This window comes from Mesorhizobium sp. CNPSo 4688 (assembly GCF_057784295.1).
The window spans coordinates 119014-137178 of the sequence record NZ_JBWLUY010000006.1 but is presented as its reverse complement, the minus strand read 5'-3'; the positions used below and the strand labels follow the sequence as shown (position 1 = coordinate 137178).

At 64.6% G+C, this 18165-nt stretch carries 6 protein-coding genes; 2 read left to right on the top strand and 4 right to left on the bottom strand.

Features of this window, described 5'->3' with window-relative positions; all coding sequences use genetic code 11:
* Positions 1-10: 10 nt before the first annotated feature.
* The 4 genes from AC04SH_RS12835 to AC04SH_RS12820 form a co-directional block, all read right to left on the bottom strand.
* Positions 11-1039, bottom strand: a complete 1029-nt coding sequence (locus AC04SH_RS12835; RefSeq protein WP_488575286.1) for a sulfate ABC transporter substrate-binding protein — start codon at positions 1037-1039, stop codon at positions 11-13.
* A gap of 233 nt (positions 1040-1272) precedes the next feature.
* Positions 1273-1956: a M15 family metallopeptidase gene (locus AC04SH_RS12830; RefSeq protein ID WP_488575285.1), complete on the bottom strand. Its 684-nt coding sequence runs from the start codon at positions 1954-1956 to the stop codon at positions 1273-1275.
* Positions 1957-1996: 40 nt separating this feature from the next.
* Entirely contained in the window at positions 1997-4087 is a 2091-nt protein-coding gene (gene pbpC, locus AC04SH_RS12825) for a penicillin-binding protein 1C (protein WP_488575284.1), read from the bottom strand.
* A 205-nt stretch (positions 4088-4292) separates the two neighbouring features.
* The gene (locus AC04SH_RS12820) at positions 4293-9776 is read right to left on the bottom strand and encodes an alpha-2-macroglobulin family protein (RefSeq protein WP_488575283.1); all 5484 of its coding nucleotides are present in this window, start codon (positions 9774-9776) and stop codon (positions 4293-4295) included.
* A gap of 271 nt (positions 9777-10047) precedes the next feature.
* Between AC04SH_RS12820 and AC04SH_RS12815 the strand changes: the two genes are divergently transcribed.
* Both AC04SH_RS12815 and AC04SH_RS12810 read left to right on the top strand, forming a co-directional pair.
* Entirely contained in the window at positions 10048-11976 is a 1929-nt protein-coding gene (locus AC04SH_RS12815) for an autotransporter assembly complex protein TamA (protein ID WP_488575282.1), read from the top strand.
* Positions 11977-11978: 2 nt separating this feature from the next.
* The gene (locus tag AC04SH_RS12810; RefSeq protein WP_488575281.1) at positions 11979-18026 is read left to right on the top strand and encodes a translocation/assembly module TamB domain-containing protein; all 6048 of its coding nucleotides are present in this window, start codon (positions 11979-11981) and stop codon (positions 18024-18026) included.
* Positions 18027-18165 lie beyond the last annotated feature (139 nt).

The window sequence follows — 18165 nt, the reverse complement described above, 5'->3', positions numbered from 1 at the left end:
AGATTTTAGCTCACTGGGCCGGCTTGTAGATCTGGTCGAATATACCACCGTCGCCGAAATGATAAGGCTGTGCCTTCTTCCAGCCGCCGAAAAGCGGATCGTCGATGGAGATCAGCTTGATTTCAGGCGTCTTCGGAATTTCCGCCGGATCCACCAGCTCGGGCTTGGCCGGACGATAGTGGTTCTTGGCAATGATCGTCTGGGCTTCCTTGGAATAGAGCCAGCCGAGATAGGCTTCGGCAACCTTGCGGGTGCCCTTGGCGTCGACATTGGCGTCGACGATCGCCACCGGCGGCTCGGCCAGGATCGAGGTCGGGGGGTAGACGATCTCGAAATTGTCGGCGCCGAATTCATTGAGTGCCAGATAGGCGTCGTTTTCCCAGCCGATCAGCACGTCGCCAATGCCCTTTTGCGCGAAGGTGACGGTCGAGCCGCGGGCACCGGTGTCGAGCACCGGAGCATTGGCGTAGAGCTTGCCGACGAATTCCTTGTTCTTGGCTTCGTCGCCGCCATCATTGGCGTTGGCGTAGGCCCAGGCGGCAAGGTAGTTCCAGCGCGCGCCGCCCGACGTTTTCGGGTTTGGCGTGATCACCTGGACGCCGTCCTTGACCAGATCGCTCCAGTCATGGATGCCCTTCGGGTTGCCCTTGCGGACCAGGAAGATGATGGTCGAGGTGTAGGGCGCAGAATTGTTCTCGAACTTCTTGCGCCAGTCGGGATTGATCTTCTTCGACTTGGTGACAATGGCGTTGATGTCGCCTTCGAGCGCCAGCGTCACCACATCGGCGTCGAGGCCGTCGATAACGGCGCGGGCCTGGGCGCCGGAGCCGCCATGCGATTGCTGGATGGTGACCGTCTCGCCGGTCTCGGCCTTCCAGTGCGCGACGAAGGCCTCGTCATAGGCCTTGTAGAGTTCGCGTGTCGGATCGTAGGACACGTTGAGAATGGTGGTATCGGCAAACGCGAAACCGAGCGTGCCGAACTGGATCGATGTGGCGACCAGTGCGCCGAGCAGTTTCCTGAAATGAGGTTTGGTCATTTCCGCCTCCGTTGATGACGGCTGAACTCTATCGAATTGATAGAAATTAGATGCATTCAACGTTGCCTTTTTTGGTCCTTCGAAGCAATTTTTCGCCGATATTGCGCGCTGAGAGGAAACATTTTCCTCATATTAGCCTGGGCCGACTCCAGGCCGGTCCGGCGCTATTTAGAAGCGGGCCGCGCTGAGGCAAGGTCGCCCCGGCGGAGATTCGTCGAGGCAGCTGGGTGGTTTCAATTCGCAGTGACGGGGAAGTCGAAGCGCTCCTTTGGAAACGGCTCGTTTGCCAGCGTGTAGTGCCACCACTCGCGCGCATAGTTCCTGAAGCCGCCGGCGCGCATGGCATCGAGCAGTCTTTTGCGGTTTGCCGCCGCATCGGCCGCGAGCGGGCGGTGGGCGGTTTCACTCGCCGGATCGAAACAGTCGAAGCTGGTGCCGAAATCCAGTGTGCCGGCACCCGTAGCACCGCAGGCAGCGGATGATGTGCTTTTGCCATCGCTGCGGGCAATGGCGACATCGACGGTCGAGCCGCGTGAATGGGTGGATAGTTCGCCGATATAGCCCTTGGCGATGAGGTCACCGCGCTTGACCTTGGGATACCATTGCGGGTCGGACGGGCCACCTTCTCTTGTCCAATTGCCCATGTCGGCGACGGCGCGGGCCGGGCGGTAGCAGTCGAAGACGACCAGCGTCAGGCCATCGGTGGCGAGCGCTTTCTGCACGCCAGACAGCGCTTGCGCCGCCTGCCTTGTGAGGATGCAGACCGGCGCGCCATAGCCGTCGGCCTTGCGATGCAGAAAATTTTCCAGGCCGGCGTAGCGGATGTCCTGGCGGATTGTGGGATCGACATCGGCAAGGCGGACAAAGCCGGCGGGCAGGGGATCGGCGGAGACGGGGAGAGCGAAGACGAAAGGCATGAGGACGCAAAGTCCAATGCTTTGAATCGCCTGGCGCCATCTATTCAACGAACACCTTCACGCTGGCCGCGCGGCCCACGGCATCGATGACGGTGAGCGTCGAATAGCCGGCGCCGTCGGGCAGCCAGGTCGCGGTGCGGCGGCGGTCGATGCCGACGAGCGGCTTGCCGTTGGCAAGCCAGCGGAACGGCGCGCGGCCGCCTTGCAGTTTCAGCACCAGTGGCGAGGCCTCGGCGGAGTTGGTGGCGAGATCGACGCGGGCGCCGTTGGGTGGGAAGATGATGGTCGGCGCCGGCTCGGTCGGGCCTGCCTGCACCAGCCCGTCGGCACCGGCGCCGAAACGGGCCAGTGTCACCGGCAGATCTTCGCGTTTGGCCTTGACGACGCCGGCCGGCTGGCTGGGCAGCGGCACGGCGGCGAGGCCTGAGCGGACGAAGCCTTCGAACAGGATGGGGGCGGCCGAGACATAGCCGGAGAGGCCGGGCACAGCACCCGCATCGGCGCGGCCGACCCAGACGCCCAGCACGTAGCGGCCGTCGAAGCCGACCGACCAGGCATCGCGATAGCCGTAGGATGTGCCGGTCTTGTAGGCGATGCCGCGCTGTAAGGCGCCCTCGGGCGGTTTTACGCCCGACAATATGTCGGTGATCTGCCAGTTCGCCTGGGCGTCGAGAATGGTGGCGGTGGTGCGTTCGGCATTGGCCAGCTCGGTGCCGTCATGCAGCGTGTTCGCCTTGCCGCCATTGGCGAGCCCGGTATAGAGCTGGACGAGATCGCGCAGCGTCACGCCGACGCCGCCGAGGCCGATGGCGAGGCCCGGCGCCTCGTTGATCGGCAGCACCGGACTGACGCCGGCCTGGCGGAAGCGCGCCATCAGCCGTGCCGGACCGACCGAGTCGAGCACACGGATCGCCGGCACGTTGAGCGACAGCTGCAGCGCTTGGCGGATCGAGACATCGCCCTGGTAGCCCATGTCGAAATTCTTCGGCCGATAGCCGCCGAAATCGACCGGACTGTCTTCGATCAGCATTTCCTGCGCCACCAGCCCCTGCTCGAAGGCGAGGCCATAGATGAACGGCTTCAGCGTCGAGCCGGGCGAACGCACGATCTTGGTCATGTCGATCCAGCCCGAACGGCTGGCATCGAAGAAATCGGCCGAGCCCACTTCGCCCAGAATGTCGCCGGTGCGGGCATCGGCCATCACCATGGCGACCGAGAGACGAGGGCCGAGCTTGATGGCGGCATCGCGCGCCACCTGTTCCAGCCCTTGCTGGACGCTTTTGCGAATCGTCAGCTGCAGCGGCTTGCCGGGCACGGCCCTGGGCAGCATGGCATAGGCGGCATGTGGCGCCAGCGCTGGCAGTTTGCGGCGCAGGCCGGAGACATCGTCAAGTGCTGCACGCGCTGCCTCGCGCTCGCCGAGCAGGCCTGATGAAACCATGCGGGTCAGCACGCGGTCGCGGGCGGCATGCGCGATATCGAGATTGCGGTCGGGCCGGCGCTTTTCCGGCAATTGCGGGAGTGCTACCAGCAGCGCTGCTTCCGAGACGGTCAGCCGCTTCGGCTCCTTGCCGAAATAGGCCAGCGAGGCTGCGCGAACGCCTTCGAGATTGCCGCCATAGGGAGCTAGCGTGAGGTAGCGTTCGAGGATCTCTTGCTTGGACAGCCGTCGCTCGATCTGGATGGCGCGCAGCATCTGCTTGAGCTTGGAGCCGAGGCTGCGGCTTTCGCGTGGCTCGATCAGCCGGGCGAGTTGCATCGACAGCGTCGAGCCGCCGGAGACGATGTGGCCGTTGGTGACAAGCTGGCCGGCGGCGCGCGCCAGCGCCAGCACGTCGACGCCGTCATGGTCCCAGAAGCGCTTGTCTTCATAGGTGACCAGCATGTCGACGAACTGCTTGTCGACCTGGTCGAGATGTGTGTCGAGCCGCCAATAGCCGTCCGGCGTGGCGAAGGCGCGCAACAGCTGGCCGTCGCGGTCCTGGACTTCGGTGGAGACGGTGAGCTTTTCGGGCAGCGGTGGGGGGTAGGCGCGGTCGAGCTGCCAAAGGGTGACGGCTGCAACCGAAAGAATTCCGGCGCAGGTGGCTGCGGTTATTGCGGTGCGGCGAAGGAATTTTCTAGAAAGCATGGCGCCGCCCCTCATTGCCCTGCCGGGCATTTCTCCCCGTATAGAGACGGGGAGAAAGGGACCTGCGCAGAGGTTTTCGCCAATTTCCAACGTTGCAGAAGAGGTGCCGACGATCGCGGCAGCGCCCTTCTCCCCGTCACTATACGGGGAGAAGGTGCCGGCAGGCGGATGAGGGGCAGCGCCATCGTACGTCTACCAAGGCGCCTTACGGCGCCTTGATCTCCATCATGCCGGTGGCGGTGCGGGCCGAATATTGCGGCCGGTACATGTCCTCCACCGTGGCTGCCGGGTGGGCATAGGTGCCCGGCGTCACCGCGCGCACGACATAGGCCAGCATGATGTTGCGGTCGCCGTCGCCGTCATTGGGGTTGAATGCCGCGACGAAACGGTCGTCACGGAATTCGAGATGGGCGGCGTCGGTCTGCGCCAGCCAGGTGAAGTTCGACAATTGGGCGCTGGAGACCAGGCCCGGATTGTCGATTTCGAAGCCGGCCGGCAACAAATCGGTGATCAGCAGGCGCGAAGGCCAGCGGTTCTGCTCGTAGATCTTGAGCACGACCACATAGCGTTCGTTCTGCGTTGCCTCGGTGACGTTGGCCTCGGTGCCATCGAGCTTGTAGTAGGTGCGGTCGATTGTGAAGCCGTCACCGCCCGCCGGCAAGGGCTCAACCGGCGAGGCGACCGTGGTGACGACCGCCTGCAACGGCGTCGAGCCGGTGTTGGCGATGGTCAGCGGGCTGTCGGCGATATCGCTGCCGCTGACTTGCATGGAATAACCGCCAGCATGCGGCGCGCCGTTGACCGACAGCTTGATCGAGTCGTTGCCCGACTTCAGCGCACGAGCCGCCAGAAGCATCCAGGACTCGTCCTGGGTGCTGGTCCAGCGGGCATCGGCGCGTTCCCTTGCCACCAGCTTGATCAGCTCCGGCACGATGGTCGGCACCGGCTTCGATTCGGCGGCGAGCGCCAGGATCGCGGCACCGTCACGCAGCCGCGAGCCATAGTCGGACCGGTAGTAGTCATAGTCGGTGGTCGACTTGGCCAGCTGCAGCGCCGTCTGGAAGGTCGCTTCCGAACGTTGCGCGTCGCCGTAGAGCGCCAGGCTCGCCGCCAGCTGGGCGACGGCCATCGGGCTCGAGAAGGCTTCGAGCTTGGTGTCGGCGTAGTAGCGCAGATCGCCGACCGAGGCCTTCTTGTTGCGGGCCAGGACGTAGAGCGCGTAGGCGATCTCGCTGCCGCGGTCCTGGACGTCCTGGTCATAGCCGACCGAGTTCTGCAGATTGCTCAGCGCCTGGCTCATCGCCAGAGCCGGAACGTCGTAGTTCTGCTCGCGCGCCCGGGTCAAGAAATCGGTAACATAGGAGTCGAGCCATAGATCACCGGAGCCCGGACCCCACAGGCCGAAGCTGCCGGCCGAAGCCTGGTAGCTCAGCACCTTGTAGATGGCGGCCTGGACGCGGTCGTGCAGATCGGGGTCGCTTGCCATGCCAATGGAGGACGCCAGATCGTTGACGTAGAGCAGCGGCATGGCGCGGCTGGTGGTCTGCTCGGCGCAACCATAGGGGTAGCGGTCGAGCGTCATCAGCAGCGACGGCACATCGAAGGCAGCTGCCTGCGAAACGCCGACACTGACCGAGGCGCCGTCGAGCAGGCTTGCCGCGAGCAGCTCCTTGTCGACGCGCAGCGAACCGCCATTGCTCTTGAGGTCGACGACCAGCCGGGTGGTGACCGGCAATTGCGCCGGGCGCACCGGGACGTAGAGCGTCTGTTCCACGGCGGTTCCGTCGCCATGGGCGAGCTTGATGGTGATCGAGGCGTTGCCCGCCGTCTGTGCAATCAGCGGCACGGTCAGCGTCTGGCGCTTGCCTTTGACCAGCGTCAGCTTTTCGGGCAACGGCTTGTCGCCGGTCGAGAGGTCGCCGGTCGTTGCGATCGACAGGGCATAGTCACCTTCCGGGCCGTCCGTGTCGGCGACATCGAGCCGGATGACGGCGGCATCGCCGGGCGCCAGGAAGCGCGGCAGGCCGGCGGTGATCACCACCGGATCGCGGACGATGACGTCGGTCGAGGCATGGCCGACGGCGTCCTTGGTCCAGGCGACAGCCATGACGCGCACGGTGCCGTTGAACTGCGGGATGTCGAAGTCGATCCTTGCCTTGCCGTCGGCGTCGAGCTGGACGACGCCGGAGAAGAAGGCGACCAGCTTTTCGGTCGGCGGGCTGCCTTGCGTCTGCATGGCGGCGCCGTCGCCGCCGGTCCTGAGCTTGCCGGTGGTGCCGAGCGAGCCGTCGATGAGACGGCCATAGATATCGCGGACTTCAAGCCCCAGCATGCGCTGGCCAAAATACCAGTCCTTCGGATCCGGCACCTTGTAGTTGGTGAGGTTCAAAATGCCGACATCGACGGCAGCGACCGTGACATAGGCATTGCTGCCCGGTGCAACGCCAGCCACCGAAACGGGGATCGACAGCTGCTGGCGCGGCATCGTCTTGTCCGGCGGGGTCAAGCTGACGGCGAGCTTTTTCGAGCCCGGATCGACCGTCAGCCATTTCACGCCGATGGCGCGGGCCGGCATGCGCGTTTCCTGCGCATCGCCCGGCCGGAACAGGGTTGCGGTGATGTAGGCGCCGGCGCCCCAGTCATCGCCGACGGGGATGTCGACGGTGCTGCCGCCGGCCGGCACGGTTGCCGTGACGGTCTTCAGCAGCTTGTCGGCGCCGATGGTGACCAGCAGTTCGCCGGCAAAATGCGGCGATACTTTCAGCTTGGCCACTTCGCCGGCGGCATAGCTGTCCTTGTCGAGGGCAATTTCGAGCCCATCGGGCGTTTCGGTGGAGGTCGAGGAGACATACCAGCCGGCGTCGAACTCATAGCTGGTCGCCGGGCCCTCGGGGTCGGCGGTCTCGATCTCGAGCCGGTACTGGCCCCAGTCGACCGGCATCGTTACGGTCGCCTCGGCATCGGCGTTGAGATCGACCTGGCCGTTGGCGATCGATTTGGTGAAGGTGACCGGCTCGTAGTTCCAGGAGTTGTTGCTGCGGTACCACTGGTAATTGCGTTCGACCTTGACCAGCGACCACTGCGCGCCTTTCAGCGTTTCGCGCTTGCCGTCGGGATCGACCGCGATCAGGCTGAATTTGGCGGTGCCGCCCTGCGGCACTTCATTGTCCTCGAAATCCGGACGGATGCCGATCATGTGGCCTTGCGGGCGAATGCCGATGTTGAGCGAGCGCTCGATGGCGCGGCCGCCGGTTTCGCGCATGCGCACCGTAACCTTGGCGTCGACCAGCTTGGTAGTGGCGGGCAACTGATCGACCGTGACCGGGAAGGTCGCCTTGCCGTCGTCGCCGACCACCGGAAGACCGGTGAACGGGGTGACCGAAGGCTCGGCCGACTGTTCGTCGGCGAGGCCGAACGAATAGCCGGCGAAACGGTCCCAATCGCGCGCCGTCGACAGCGTTAGTTCGCCTTCGAGCGCGAGGCCAGCAGCCGGCGCGCCATAGAGGAAGCGGCCGTCAATGTCGATGTTGGCGGTTTCGCCTTGAGCGATCTCCTGCTTGTCGGACTTCATGTCGAACTCGATGCGATCCGGCACGAAGTCTTCGACCAGGAACATCTGGCTGGAGACGGCGGCCTGCTTGGGATCGGTGTAGATCGACACCGTCCAGGTGCCGCGCATGGCGTTGGCTTCGAGCGGCAGGTCGACGGCATAGCCGCCGGCCGAGACGCCGTCGGCGACAATGCGGCGGTTTTCGACGCCGTCGGGACGGGTGAAGATGAAGGTCAGCGGCAGGTTCTCGACCGCCTTGGAGGTGCCGTCGCGGGCAAGGGCTGCGACATGCACATCCTCGCCGGCGCGGTAGATGCCGCGTTCGGTCCAGGCATAGACATCGAGCGCGCCAGGTGCGGCACGTCCGGAGACGCCGCGATCGGAAAGATCAAAGCCGGCGCGGCCCATGTCGAGGAAGACGAAGTCGTTGTCGCCCTGCTTGGCCATCAGCACGGCCGGCACCATGCCGCCATCGCCGCGGGTCAGGCCGGGGTTGAAGACAGCATGGCCTTCGGCGTCCGACGTCGCCGTGCCGAGGATTTCATTGTTCCTGGCCAGCAGCGTCAGTTCGGCGCCGGCGATCGGCTTGGCGGTGCCGAGCGAGCGGGTGAACACATTCAGTCCGTCCTGGCCGGTATAGGTCGACAGACCGATGTTGGAGACGACGAACCATTGTGTGGCAAGCGAATTGTAATCGTCGTCGCCATTCGCGTTGACCGGTTGCGCGGTCAGCACGTAGACGCCGGGCTTGCGCTGCGGCAAGGCTTCGTCGACCGGGAACGAGGTGGTGACGTCCTTGTTGAGGTCGTTGGCGATGTCGAGCTGGCCCTGCCAGACCGGCTCGCCCATCTGGTCGGAAATGCTGGAGATGTCGTAGCCGTCGAGCTGCTTCAGGAACTGGTAGCCGGACAGAAGCTGCGCCAGCGAACGATCGCCGATGCGGTAGAGCTTCATTTGCGCGGCAGTCATGTTGACGGTGACGACCGGGATGCCGCGGCGGGCGCCGGCCGGCAGCACGAAGCTGTCGCCGGTGAAGCGGGCGGATGGCGCGCGATCCTGGACATAGATCGACAGCACGACCGGGGCGGCGGTGACTTCGCCGATGGCCGCCGGCAGGCCGGCGCGGAAGGTCACTTCGTAATGCTGGCCGTGTTCCAGGCCTTCGACGCAGATCTGCTTGTCCTTGGCTTCGACGCCCTTGGGCGGCTGGTTGTCGACGGTGACGAACTGGGCGTAATCGACGCCGGTCTTGACCAGTTCCTCGGAAAACTGGGCGCAAATGCGCGGCGCGCTGGTGTCGGCGTCGACCGAGTGATCGATGACGCGGAAGCCCTTGCGGGCCTTGAGGTCCTCATATTCGGCCTTGACCGCCGGCGAACTGACCAGCGCGAGGCTCGCCTCATAGGCCTGCAGGGCCGGGCGGTAGAGATCGCGGCGGTCGAGGCCGTTGCCCAGCAGTGCCAGCACTTCGGCGCGGGTCTTGGTGGTGCGCAGCAATTTGTAGGCGTTGATGGCGGCGGAGGTGCCTTTGACGGGCAGATTATAGGATTCCGAGCTGCCGTTAGCCGGCTGTATGGCAAGCGTTTCGCGCGCCAGACCGAGCCAGAGCTGACCGTCATCAGGCAGGACCGAAACCGCGGCCTCGTATTTGTTCATGGCCTGGCTATGGTCGCCGGTCAACGCCGCCTGTTCGGCCGCGGCGCGGAGCGCTTCTAGCCCGTCGGTCGGCTTGTCATAGGCCGGATCGGTCAGCTTGTTGCGGTATTGCTGGGCTTGATCGGCCATCCAATTGGGGAAGAAGGTGAGTTCCGGCGGAGCGCCGATATCGGGGTCGCCATCGACATTGACGACCTTGCCCGCGACAGCGCCGCTGAACGGTTTCAGCTGGTTATAGTCGGATTTGAGGAAGCACCACTTGGCCTTGTTGTTGTAGGTGAAGGCGCGGCAGGCGGGGTCGCCGAGGCATGTGGTCTTGCACTGATCGAGGCTGACATTCTGGTCCGATCTGAGATCGAAACCGAAATAGTCGGAATTGTTTGAGGTTACCACCCGGCGGGCTTCGGCCGCTTGCGCGACAGTCCCCCAAGCGAAAAAGAGAAGGATCAGGATAGACAGACCACGAGCCGCGCGCATTGCCATAACACCCTCCAGACACTGCTTACGTCCAAGGCATGTTCAAGCTTCAGTCGGGCTTGTCAACACGAGGACGCGGCAGGTGCCGCCTGCCAACGGTTTCCTTTCCGGTCAATGACCGGTAGTAGCTCAACAGGACAGGGGATCACGCTTTCTTGCGAAAACGCAAAAGGTGTGAATTCCAAGCCCTGCCTATTTCAGACAATTGGATTGTGGCCCCTTTACGAGCACTTCAGAACTTCATTCCAATTTTAGTTTTGTAACCTAGGTTGTCTTAATGCCGGCGTATGAAGCGCAGATGTCGAAGGGACGCACGCCACGGCGTGCGCTTTCGCGCGCGCTGCTTTTCGCGTTGGCATGCTCGACCGTGCTCGCTGCCGAATCAGGCTCGGCGGCCGCCTTCGAGATCTTCGGCATCAAATTGTGGGGCTCGTCTGATAACGAGGACGCCGATATCGTCGACCCGCTGCGCTATTCCGTCAGCATCGAGGCGCCAGATGCCGACAAGGACCTGGTCAAGAAGCTCGAAAACGCCTCGACGCTGAAAGCCGACGAGGAACGCCCGGTTTCCGGCTCGCTCGGCCTTTTGGCCAAGGCGCGCAGCGACCGCGAGCAGCTGGTCGCCGCCCTCTATTCAGACGCCCGCTATGAAGGCGTCGTGACCATCACCATCCAGGGCAAGGCGCTCGACGATTTGCCGCCGGATGCCGAATTTACGGGTCCGCAGCCGATACCGGTGGTGATCAGCATCGCCAGCGGGCCTAAATTCACGCTCGGCAATATCCGGCTGGAAGGCGATGCCGCCGGGCTGGCGAGCGCCGATTTCGGCCTGATTGCCGGCGGCGATGCCGGTTCGGGCGCCGTGCTCAAGGCCGAGGCGCTGATCGTGCGGGCCCTGAAGCAGGAGGGCCGGCCGCTGGCCCGGATCACCAATCGGCAGATCGTTGCCGAGCACAACACCTCGACGCTCGACGTGACGCTGACGGTGGCAGCCGGACCGGTAGCCGGCTATGGCGACACCACCGTCGAGGGCACCGAGAAGGTCGATCGCGAGTTCACCGAATACATGACCGGCCTGAAACGCGGCCGGCAATATTCGCCTGACGAGATCGACGATGCCCGCGACCGTTTGCTTGGGCTCGAAGTGTTCAACAGCGTCACGCTGAAGGAATCCGACAGTCTCGATGCCGACGGCAATATCCCGATCGGCGTCCAGGTCAGTGAGCGCAAGCCGCGCTATTTCGGCGTCGGCGGCACCGTCTCCAACACTGAAGGGCTCGGCCTCGAAGGCTATTGGGGCCATCGCAACCTTTTCGGCCGGGCCGAAAAGCTGCGCATCGACGGCAAGATCAGCGGCATCGGCAGCAATGATCTGAGCGAGCTCAACTACAATGCCGGCATCATGTTCGAGAAGCCGGGCGTGGTCGGGCCGGCCTCGAAATTCATCGCCAGCGTCAAGACCGTGCTCGAACATCCCGACGCCTATGACCATTTTTCGATCAAGGGCAGCACCGGCCTGTCCTATGACATCGACAAGAAGCAGACGGTTTCGGCCGAAATCGCGCTCGACTATTCCAGGGTCACCGACACCTTCGGCAAGCACAAATACCTGATTGCAAGCATCCCGTTGCAATATGTCTATGATAACAGGGACAACCGCCTCAACCCGACCAGCGGCTTCAGGGTGCTGGCCTATGCCGAGCCGAGCTACGACATTATGAGCGGCGCTGCCTTCCTCAAGCTGAAGGGCGAGGGGTCGGCCTATCAGTCGCTCGATACGGCTTCGAAATTCGTGCTCGCCGAACGTGTTGCGCTGGGTTCGATTGTCGGCACCAGTCTCGAACACGTTCCGGCCGACCGGCGCTTCTATTCCGGCGGCGGCGGTTCGGTGCGCGGCTATTCCTATCAGGGCATCGGTCCGAGGGACATCGACAATCAACCGATCGGCGGGTTGTCCTTCTTCGAGACATCGGTCGAGATGCGCATCGCGCTCACCGACACGATCGGCATCGTGCCGTTCGTCGATGCCGGCACCGTCTCGACCAAATCGACGCCCGACTTTTCCGACGTCAAGGTCGGCGCCGGCGTCGGCCTGCGCTACATTACGCCGTTCGGGCCGCTGCGCATCGACGCCGCCCTGCCGCTCAACCGCGACCGTGGTGACCCGCGTTTCGGCATCTATGCCGGCATCGGACAGGCGTTCTGACGATGAAGATTTTGAGACGCATCCTTCGCCTCTTTTTCTACACGCTGCTGATCGTACTGGCGGCGGCCGTCGGCGCGGTTGTCGTGCTGACCAAGACCGAGCGTGGCCGCGAAAACCTTGCCGGCATCATCTCGAACATTGCCTCATCAGGGGACAGCAAGGTCACCGTCAGCGGCATTGACGGCATCTGGTCGGGCGCGCTGACGGTGGACCACGTCGTGCTGGAAGACCGCGAGGGCGCATGGCTGGTGGCGCGCAAGGTGGCCGTCGACTGGTCGCCGCTGGCGCTGCTGTCGAAGAATTTCAGCGCCGACCGTATCGCTGCCGAGCGCATCGAACTGGCGCGGCTGCCGGTGGCCAGCACCGAGCCTGCCAAGAGCGGGTCGACCGGCCTGCCGGTTTCGCTCGATATCAGGCAGATCGATCTGCCGGAGATCGCGCTTGGCCAGCAACTTGCCGGCAGCGGTATTGCCGAACTTGCGGCCAAGGGATCGGCCAAAGTCGATGCATCGCCGCTTGCGGTTGAGACGGTGCTCAATGTCACCCGCCATGACGGCAAGCAAGGCAATGTCGACGCCAACATCCACTTCGCGCCCGCCGACAACAAGCTCGACCTCGATCTCAAGGCATCCGAACCGGCCGGCGGTATCATTGCCAATCTGCTCAAGCTGCCCGGCGCGCCGCCGGTCAACATCGTTGTCTCCGGCACCGGGCCGCTGGCCAACTGGAGCGGCGTCGGCACTTTCATGGTCGACGGCCAGATCGTCACCCAGCTTACCGGCCGTCATCAGCTCACCGACAAGGGCAACCGGATCGAGGCCAAGGGCGACGGTTCGTTCGAAGGTTTTCTGCCGGAACAGTTCAGATCGCTGTTTGCCGGCAAGACCAGTTTCGACCTCGCCGGCACCGCGACCGCGGCCGGCGGCGTCGACATCGAGCGCGCCACGATCGAGAGCGGCGCTGTCCACGGCACCGCCTCAGGCATGGTCGACCCGAAGGGCGCCAGCGACCTTTCGGTCGAACTCGCTTCCAAGGGCGAGCCTGTCACGGTCAATGTCGGCACCCCGGCGCAACCGATCATGGTGGCCATAAACAATGTCACGGCGCGCGCGTTGGGCGACGGCAAGACGCCGATGATCGACGCCGGCGCTTCACTCGTCTCGGTGGTGGCGGGCGGCTCCCAGGTGAACAATCTGGATGCGCAGATCCATTCCGATGGCTTCGACATCGAGAACCGCAGCGGCCCGGTCAGCGTGTCGCTGACGGCGGCCGGGCTGAAGACCGACGTGGCGACGCTGGCGCCGCTAATCACCGGCAAGCTGACGGCCTCTCTGGCCGGCACAATCAGCAAGGATGAAATCTCGCTCGATGAAGGCACGCTGCGTAGCGATGCGCTCAATGCCGGGCTGACGGCCAAGGTGACGCTGGCCGACCTCGCCATGACGCTGAAGATGAATGCCGATGCGGTATCGACGGCGCTGCCGCCGCAGATCAGCTCACTGCTCGGCGAACGGGTCAAGTTCTCGGCGACCGCCACCCGCGATCCGCAGGGGTCTTTCGCCGCCAATTCGATCGAACTCACCTCCGGCTCGCTCAGCGCCAGCGGTACCGCCAGCGCGCAAGGCAGCGACATCCAGGCCGACATCAAGGGCAAGCTCGGCGATGTCTCAGTGCTGTCGCCGCTGGTTGGCGTCCCGGTCGCCGGCGGTGTCGATTTCGCGCTGGCGGCAAGCGGTGCGCGCAACGCACCGGATTTTTCGGTTTCGGCCGAAAGCGCCAGCTTGACGGCGTCGGGGCGGACGGTCAAGGACATCAAGCTGACCGCCTCGGGCAAGGCGGACATCGCAAGCCCGGCCGCCAATGTCTCGCTGACCGGCTCGGTCGACGAGCAACCGCTCGCCATCAAAGCAGCGCTGGTGACCAGCGAAGGCAAACGCTCCATCAACGGGCTCAGTGTGGCGCTGGGCGACAACAAGGTGTCGGGCGACCTCGCGCTGGACGAGCATTTCCTGCCGCTGGGCACGCTGACCATCGCCGCGCCCGACATCGCGCCGCTGGCGTCCCTGGCCGGGCAGATTGCGGCCGGCGACATCGGTGGCACCGTGGTCTTCGCCAAGGACGGCGAGGCGCCTACCGTCACCATCAATGCGGCCAGCGTGTCGGTTGCGCGCGGTGATGTGGCGGCCAAGGCGATCACCGTTAGCGCGCTGATTGCCAACTATCTCGACAGCCCGGCGATCTCCGGTACGATCAAGGCCGACAGCGTGACGTCGGGAACGACCGTCGTCAGCGGCATCGGCGTCGAGCTGAAGCGCGACGGCGACTGGACCAATTTTACCGGTGGCGCGACCATCGCTGGCATCCCGGCGACAGCGGCGGGGCGGGCGAAGATCGCCGGCGGCACGACAAGCGTCGAGATCGCATCCGGCGAGGCGACCGTGCGCGGCATCAAGGCGGCGATCGCCGAGCCGTCCAGCCTAACGATTGCCGACGGCGTCACCAGCATTCAAAGGCTGGTGGTCGATCTCGGCGGTGGCTCGGTGACGCTCTCCGGCACGGCAGGCCAGACGCTCGATCTGGCGGCGACCTTCTTTGCGCTGCCGGCTACACTTGCCAATGATTTTTCGCCAGGCCTCGATGCCACGGGCACGCTGGACGGCACGGCGCAAATCACCGGGGCGTCGGCCGATCCGGACATCCGCTTCAATGCAAAACTGGCTGGCGCCGAGACCAGCCAGACCCGCCAGGCCGGGCTAGGGCCGCTCAATCTCGATGCGGCCGGCAGTTATTCCACGGCAGGTGGCGTCGTACTGGATCAGGCAACGCTGTCGGGCGAGAAAATCTCCGGCAAGGCGGCCGGGACCATCAACCCGAACGGCGCCAGCGATTTTGCGCTCGACCTGACTTCGTCCGGTCCGAGCCTGCCGCTGACGCTCGGCAGCGCGGAAAGCCCGATCAAGCTCGAATTGCAGGCGCTCTCGGTGAAGGCTGCGGGGCACGCTGCGCAAGCAAAGCTCGACATATCGGCGGTGTTGCCGTCGGTGGCGACGAATTTCACCAAGGTTGAAGGCATCGCGCTGGCGCTGCATTCCGATGCGTTCGATGTGAAAAGCCGAACCGGTCCGATCTCGGGGACGGTGACGGCGGAAAAGATCGGTCTGGACAATCCAACCATCGCACCGCTGATTGCCGGCAAGATCACCGCCAAGGTTGCCGGCAGCCTGGCGGCGGATGCCATCACCATCGACAGCGGTTCAGTGCAGGGCGCAGCGCTGGAAAGCGCCTTCAATGGCCGCGTCTCGCTGGCCGACGGCGCCATCGACCTCAACCTCAAGGCTGACGCCCTGTCGGCGGCATTGCCGGCAGCGGCGCGCGGCGTGCTGGCCGAGCGGACGCAGTTCAGCGCTACACTCAAGCGTGATACGCAAGGCAATGTCAGCGCCAGTCCGGTCAAGCTGGTATCGGGCGCGCTGACCGCCGACGGCCAGGCCAGCCTCGCCGACAACAAGCTCAGCGCCGACATCAAGGGCGCTCTATCGGACATCTCGCTGCTGTCGAAGGATGCCAAGGGCGCGGTTGGCTTTGCGCTCAACGCGCAAGGGCCTGTCATGGCGCCGGACCTGTCGCTGACGGTTAACAGCGACCGGCTGCTGGTTGCGGAGCGTGAAATCACCGGGCTGAAGTTGACCGCCACCGGCAAGGCCGATGCCGCCAATCCGGCGGCTAATGTGCAACTGACCGGCAATGTCGCCGGACAAGCGCTGCAAGGCAGCGCGGTGCTGGCGACAGCCGACGGCAAGAGCGCCATCAACGGCCTGCTGCTGTCGCTCGGCAAGAACAGGATTTCCGGCGACCTAGCGCTCGACGAGGCTTTCGTGCCGGTCGGCACCATCGCGCTCGACCTGCCCGATATCGGGCCGCTGGCAGCGCTAGCGCTGGAAAAGGCCGAAGGCGACGTGCGCGGCACTATAGCCTTCACCAAGAGCAACGACGGCGCCAACGTCGCCGTCAAGGCGTCGACGGCGTCGATCACGCGCGGCGACCTGCAGGCGAAGACCGTGTCGATCGATGCGCTGGTCGCCAACTATCTTGCCGCGCCGGTCATTTCCGGCAAAATCCGCGCCGACAGCGTCATCTCGGGAGGCACCGCCATCAGTGGTATCGATGTCGACCTCAAGCGCGACGGCGACTGGACCGGCTTTTCCGGCGGCGCTACCGTCAAAGGTATCCCGGCGAAAGCCGCGGGCCGGGTGAAGGTCGCTGGCGGCATCACAACCATCGAACTCGCTTCGGGGCAGGCCACGGTGCAGGGCATCAAGGCCGCCATCGCGCAGACCTCGACCGTCAGCATCGCCAATGGCACGACGACATTGGACAGGCTGGTGCTCAATCTCGGCGGCGGCACGGCGACGGTGACCGGCAAGGTCGGGCAGGCACTCGACATCAATGCAGCACTGGCCAAGGTGCCGGCATCGCTGGCCAACAGTTTTTCGCCGGGCCTCGATGCCGCCGGGTCGATCTCCGGGACCGTGAAGGTGACGGGCGCGCCGGCCAATCCGGCCGTTGCCTTCGACATCAACGCCGGCGGGGTGCAGACGTCGCAGACGCGCAGTGCCGGCCTTGACGGCATGAACATCTCTTCGTCGGGCACCTTCGCCGGCAAGAAACTCACCTTCAACGCCGACATCAGCGATGGCGCCGGGCTCGGCCTCAAGGGCGGTGGCACCGTCACCACAGTGGGCACGCCGGCGCTGGTGCTCGACTTCAACGGCAAGGTGCCGTTTTCCTTCCTTGCCGCCAAGCTTGCCGCGCAAGGCCTGTCGCTGAGCGGCACGGCCAACGTCAATGTCCAGGTGCGCGGCCCGGCGACGTCGCCCGTAATCGGCGGCACGGTCAGCACGTTCGGCGCCCGCCTGGTCGACGCGCGCTCGGGCCTTGCCGTCAACGACATCGCCGCCGACGTTTCGATCGGTAATGGTGTGGCCCGGATCAATCGCCTGACCGGCACGCTGTCGACGCGCGGCAGCCTGTCGGCCAGTGGCACGGTCGGCATCAATCCGGCGCAAGGTTTCCCGGCAGATCTGTCGATCAAGCTGGTCGACGGCCGCTACACCGACGGCAGGGTGGTGACCGCCAATCTCGGTGGCGATCTGACGATCAAGGGGCCGCTCACCTCGGCGCCGGTGATTTCGGGCACCGTCAATCTCGCCAAGACCGTCATCACCGTTCCGGAGAAACTGCCGGGCTCGCTGACGGCACTCGGTGTCAAGCACAAGAACGCGCCCGCCAGCGTGCGGGCGCAGGACAAGGCCTTGCGCCCGGCCACTGCCAGCGGCGGGGGCGCCAGCGGGCTTGTCCTCGACGTCACCGTCAACGCGCCGAACCAGATCTTCATCCAGGGCAGGGGCGTCGACGCCGAGCTTGGCGGTTCGCTGAGGCTGACAGGCCCGGCGGCGTCGCCGCAAGCCGTCGGCACCTTCACTCTGCAGCGCGGGCGGCTGTCGATCCTCGGCAAGCGGCTGACTTTCACCGAAGGCACGGTCGGCTTTTCCGGCTCACTGGTGCCCTACCTCAATCTGACCGCGACATCGACGACGACCAGCGCCACCGTCACCATCGTGGTGTCGGGCGAGGCGACCAATCCGAAATTCACCTTCTCCTCGGTGCCGGCACTGCCCGAGGATGAGGTGCTGGCGCAATTGATTTTCGGCCGCTCGATGTCGAACCTGTCGCCGCTGCAGATCGCCCAGCTGGCCGAGGCGGCCGGGCAACTGGCCGGCGTCGGCGGCTCGACCTCGCTGCTCGAAAACCTGCGCAGCGCAATCGGTGTCGACGATCTGGACGTGACCACCGACGATCAGGGCGGCACCGCCGTCTCGGCTGGCAAATACCTCAACGACCGCACCTATGTGACGATCCAGAAGGGCGACAAGCCGGGATCGGGCAAGGCGACGATCGATCTGAACGTCGGGCGCGGCGTCAAGCTGCGCGGCGAGGCCAATGATGGCGGCGAGGCCAAGGGCGGCATTTTCTACGAAAAGGAATATTGATCCTTCGGCCGGACTTTGGCCTCACCGCTGGCATTGGCCAAGCTTGGGTAACTGTCTCAGTTTAATCGACGAAACGAGATTCCTGAGGAATCCGTTGGGCAGTAGCAAATTTGCGCCAAGACTGTCGTTATCGCGCGAA

What these genes read in the sequence shown, in the direction of transcription:
- AC04SH_RS12820 (WP_488575283.1), bottom strand. Translation starts at nt 9,776, where the DNA reads ATGGCAATGCGCGCGGCTCGTGGTCTGTCTATCCTGATCCTTCTCTTT.
- AC04SH_RS12815 (WP_488575282.1), top strand. Translation starts at nt 10,048, where the DNA reads ATGCCGGCGTATGAAGCGCAGATGTCGAAGGGACGCACGCCACGGCGT.
- AC04SH_RS12835 (WP_488575286.1), bottom strand. Translation starts at nt 1,039, where the DNA reads ATGACCAAACCTCATTTCAGGAAACTGCTCGGCGCACTGGTCGCCACA.
- pbpC (WP_488575284.1), bottom strand. Translation starts at nt 4,087, where the DNA reads ATGCTTTCTAGAAAATTCCTTCGCCGCACCGCAATAACCGCAGCCACC.
- AC04SH_RS12830 (WP_488575285.1), bottom strand. Translation starts at nt 1,956, where the DNA reads ATGCCTTTCGTCTTCGCTCTCCCCGTCTCCGCCGATCCCCTGCCCGCC.
- AC04SH_RS12810 (WP_488575281.1), top strand. Translation starts at nt 11,979, where the DNA reads ATGAAGATTTTGAGACGCATCCTTCGCCTCTTTTTCTACACGCTGCTG.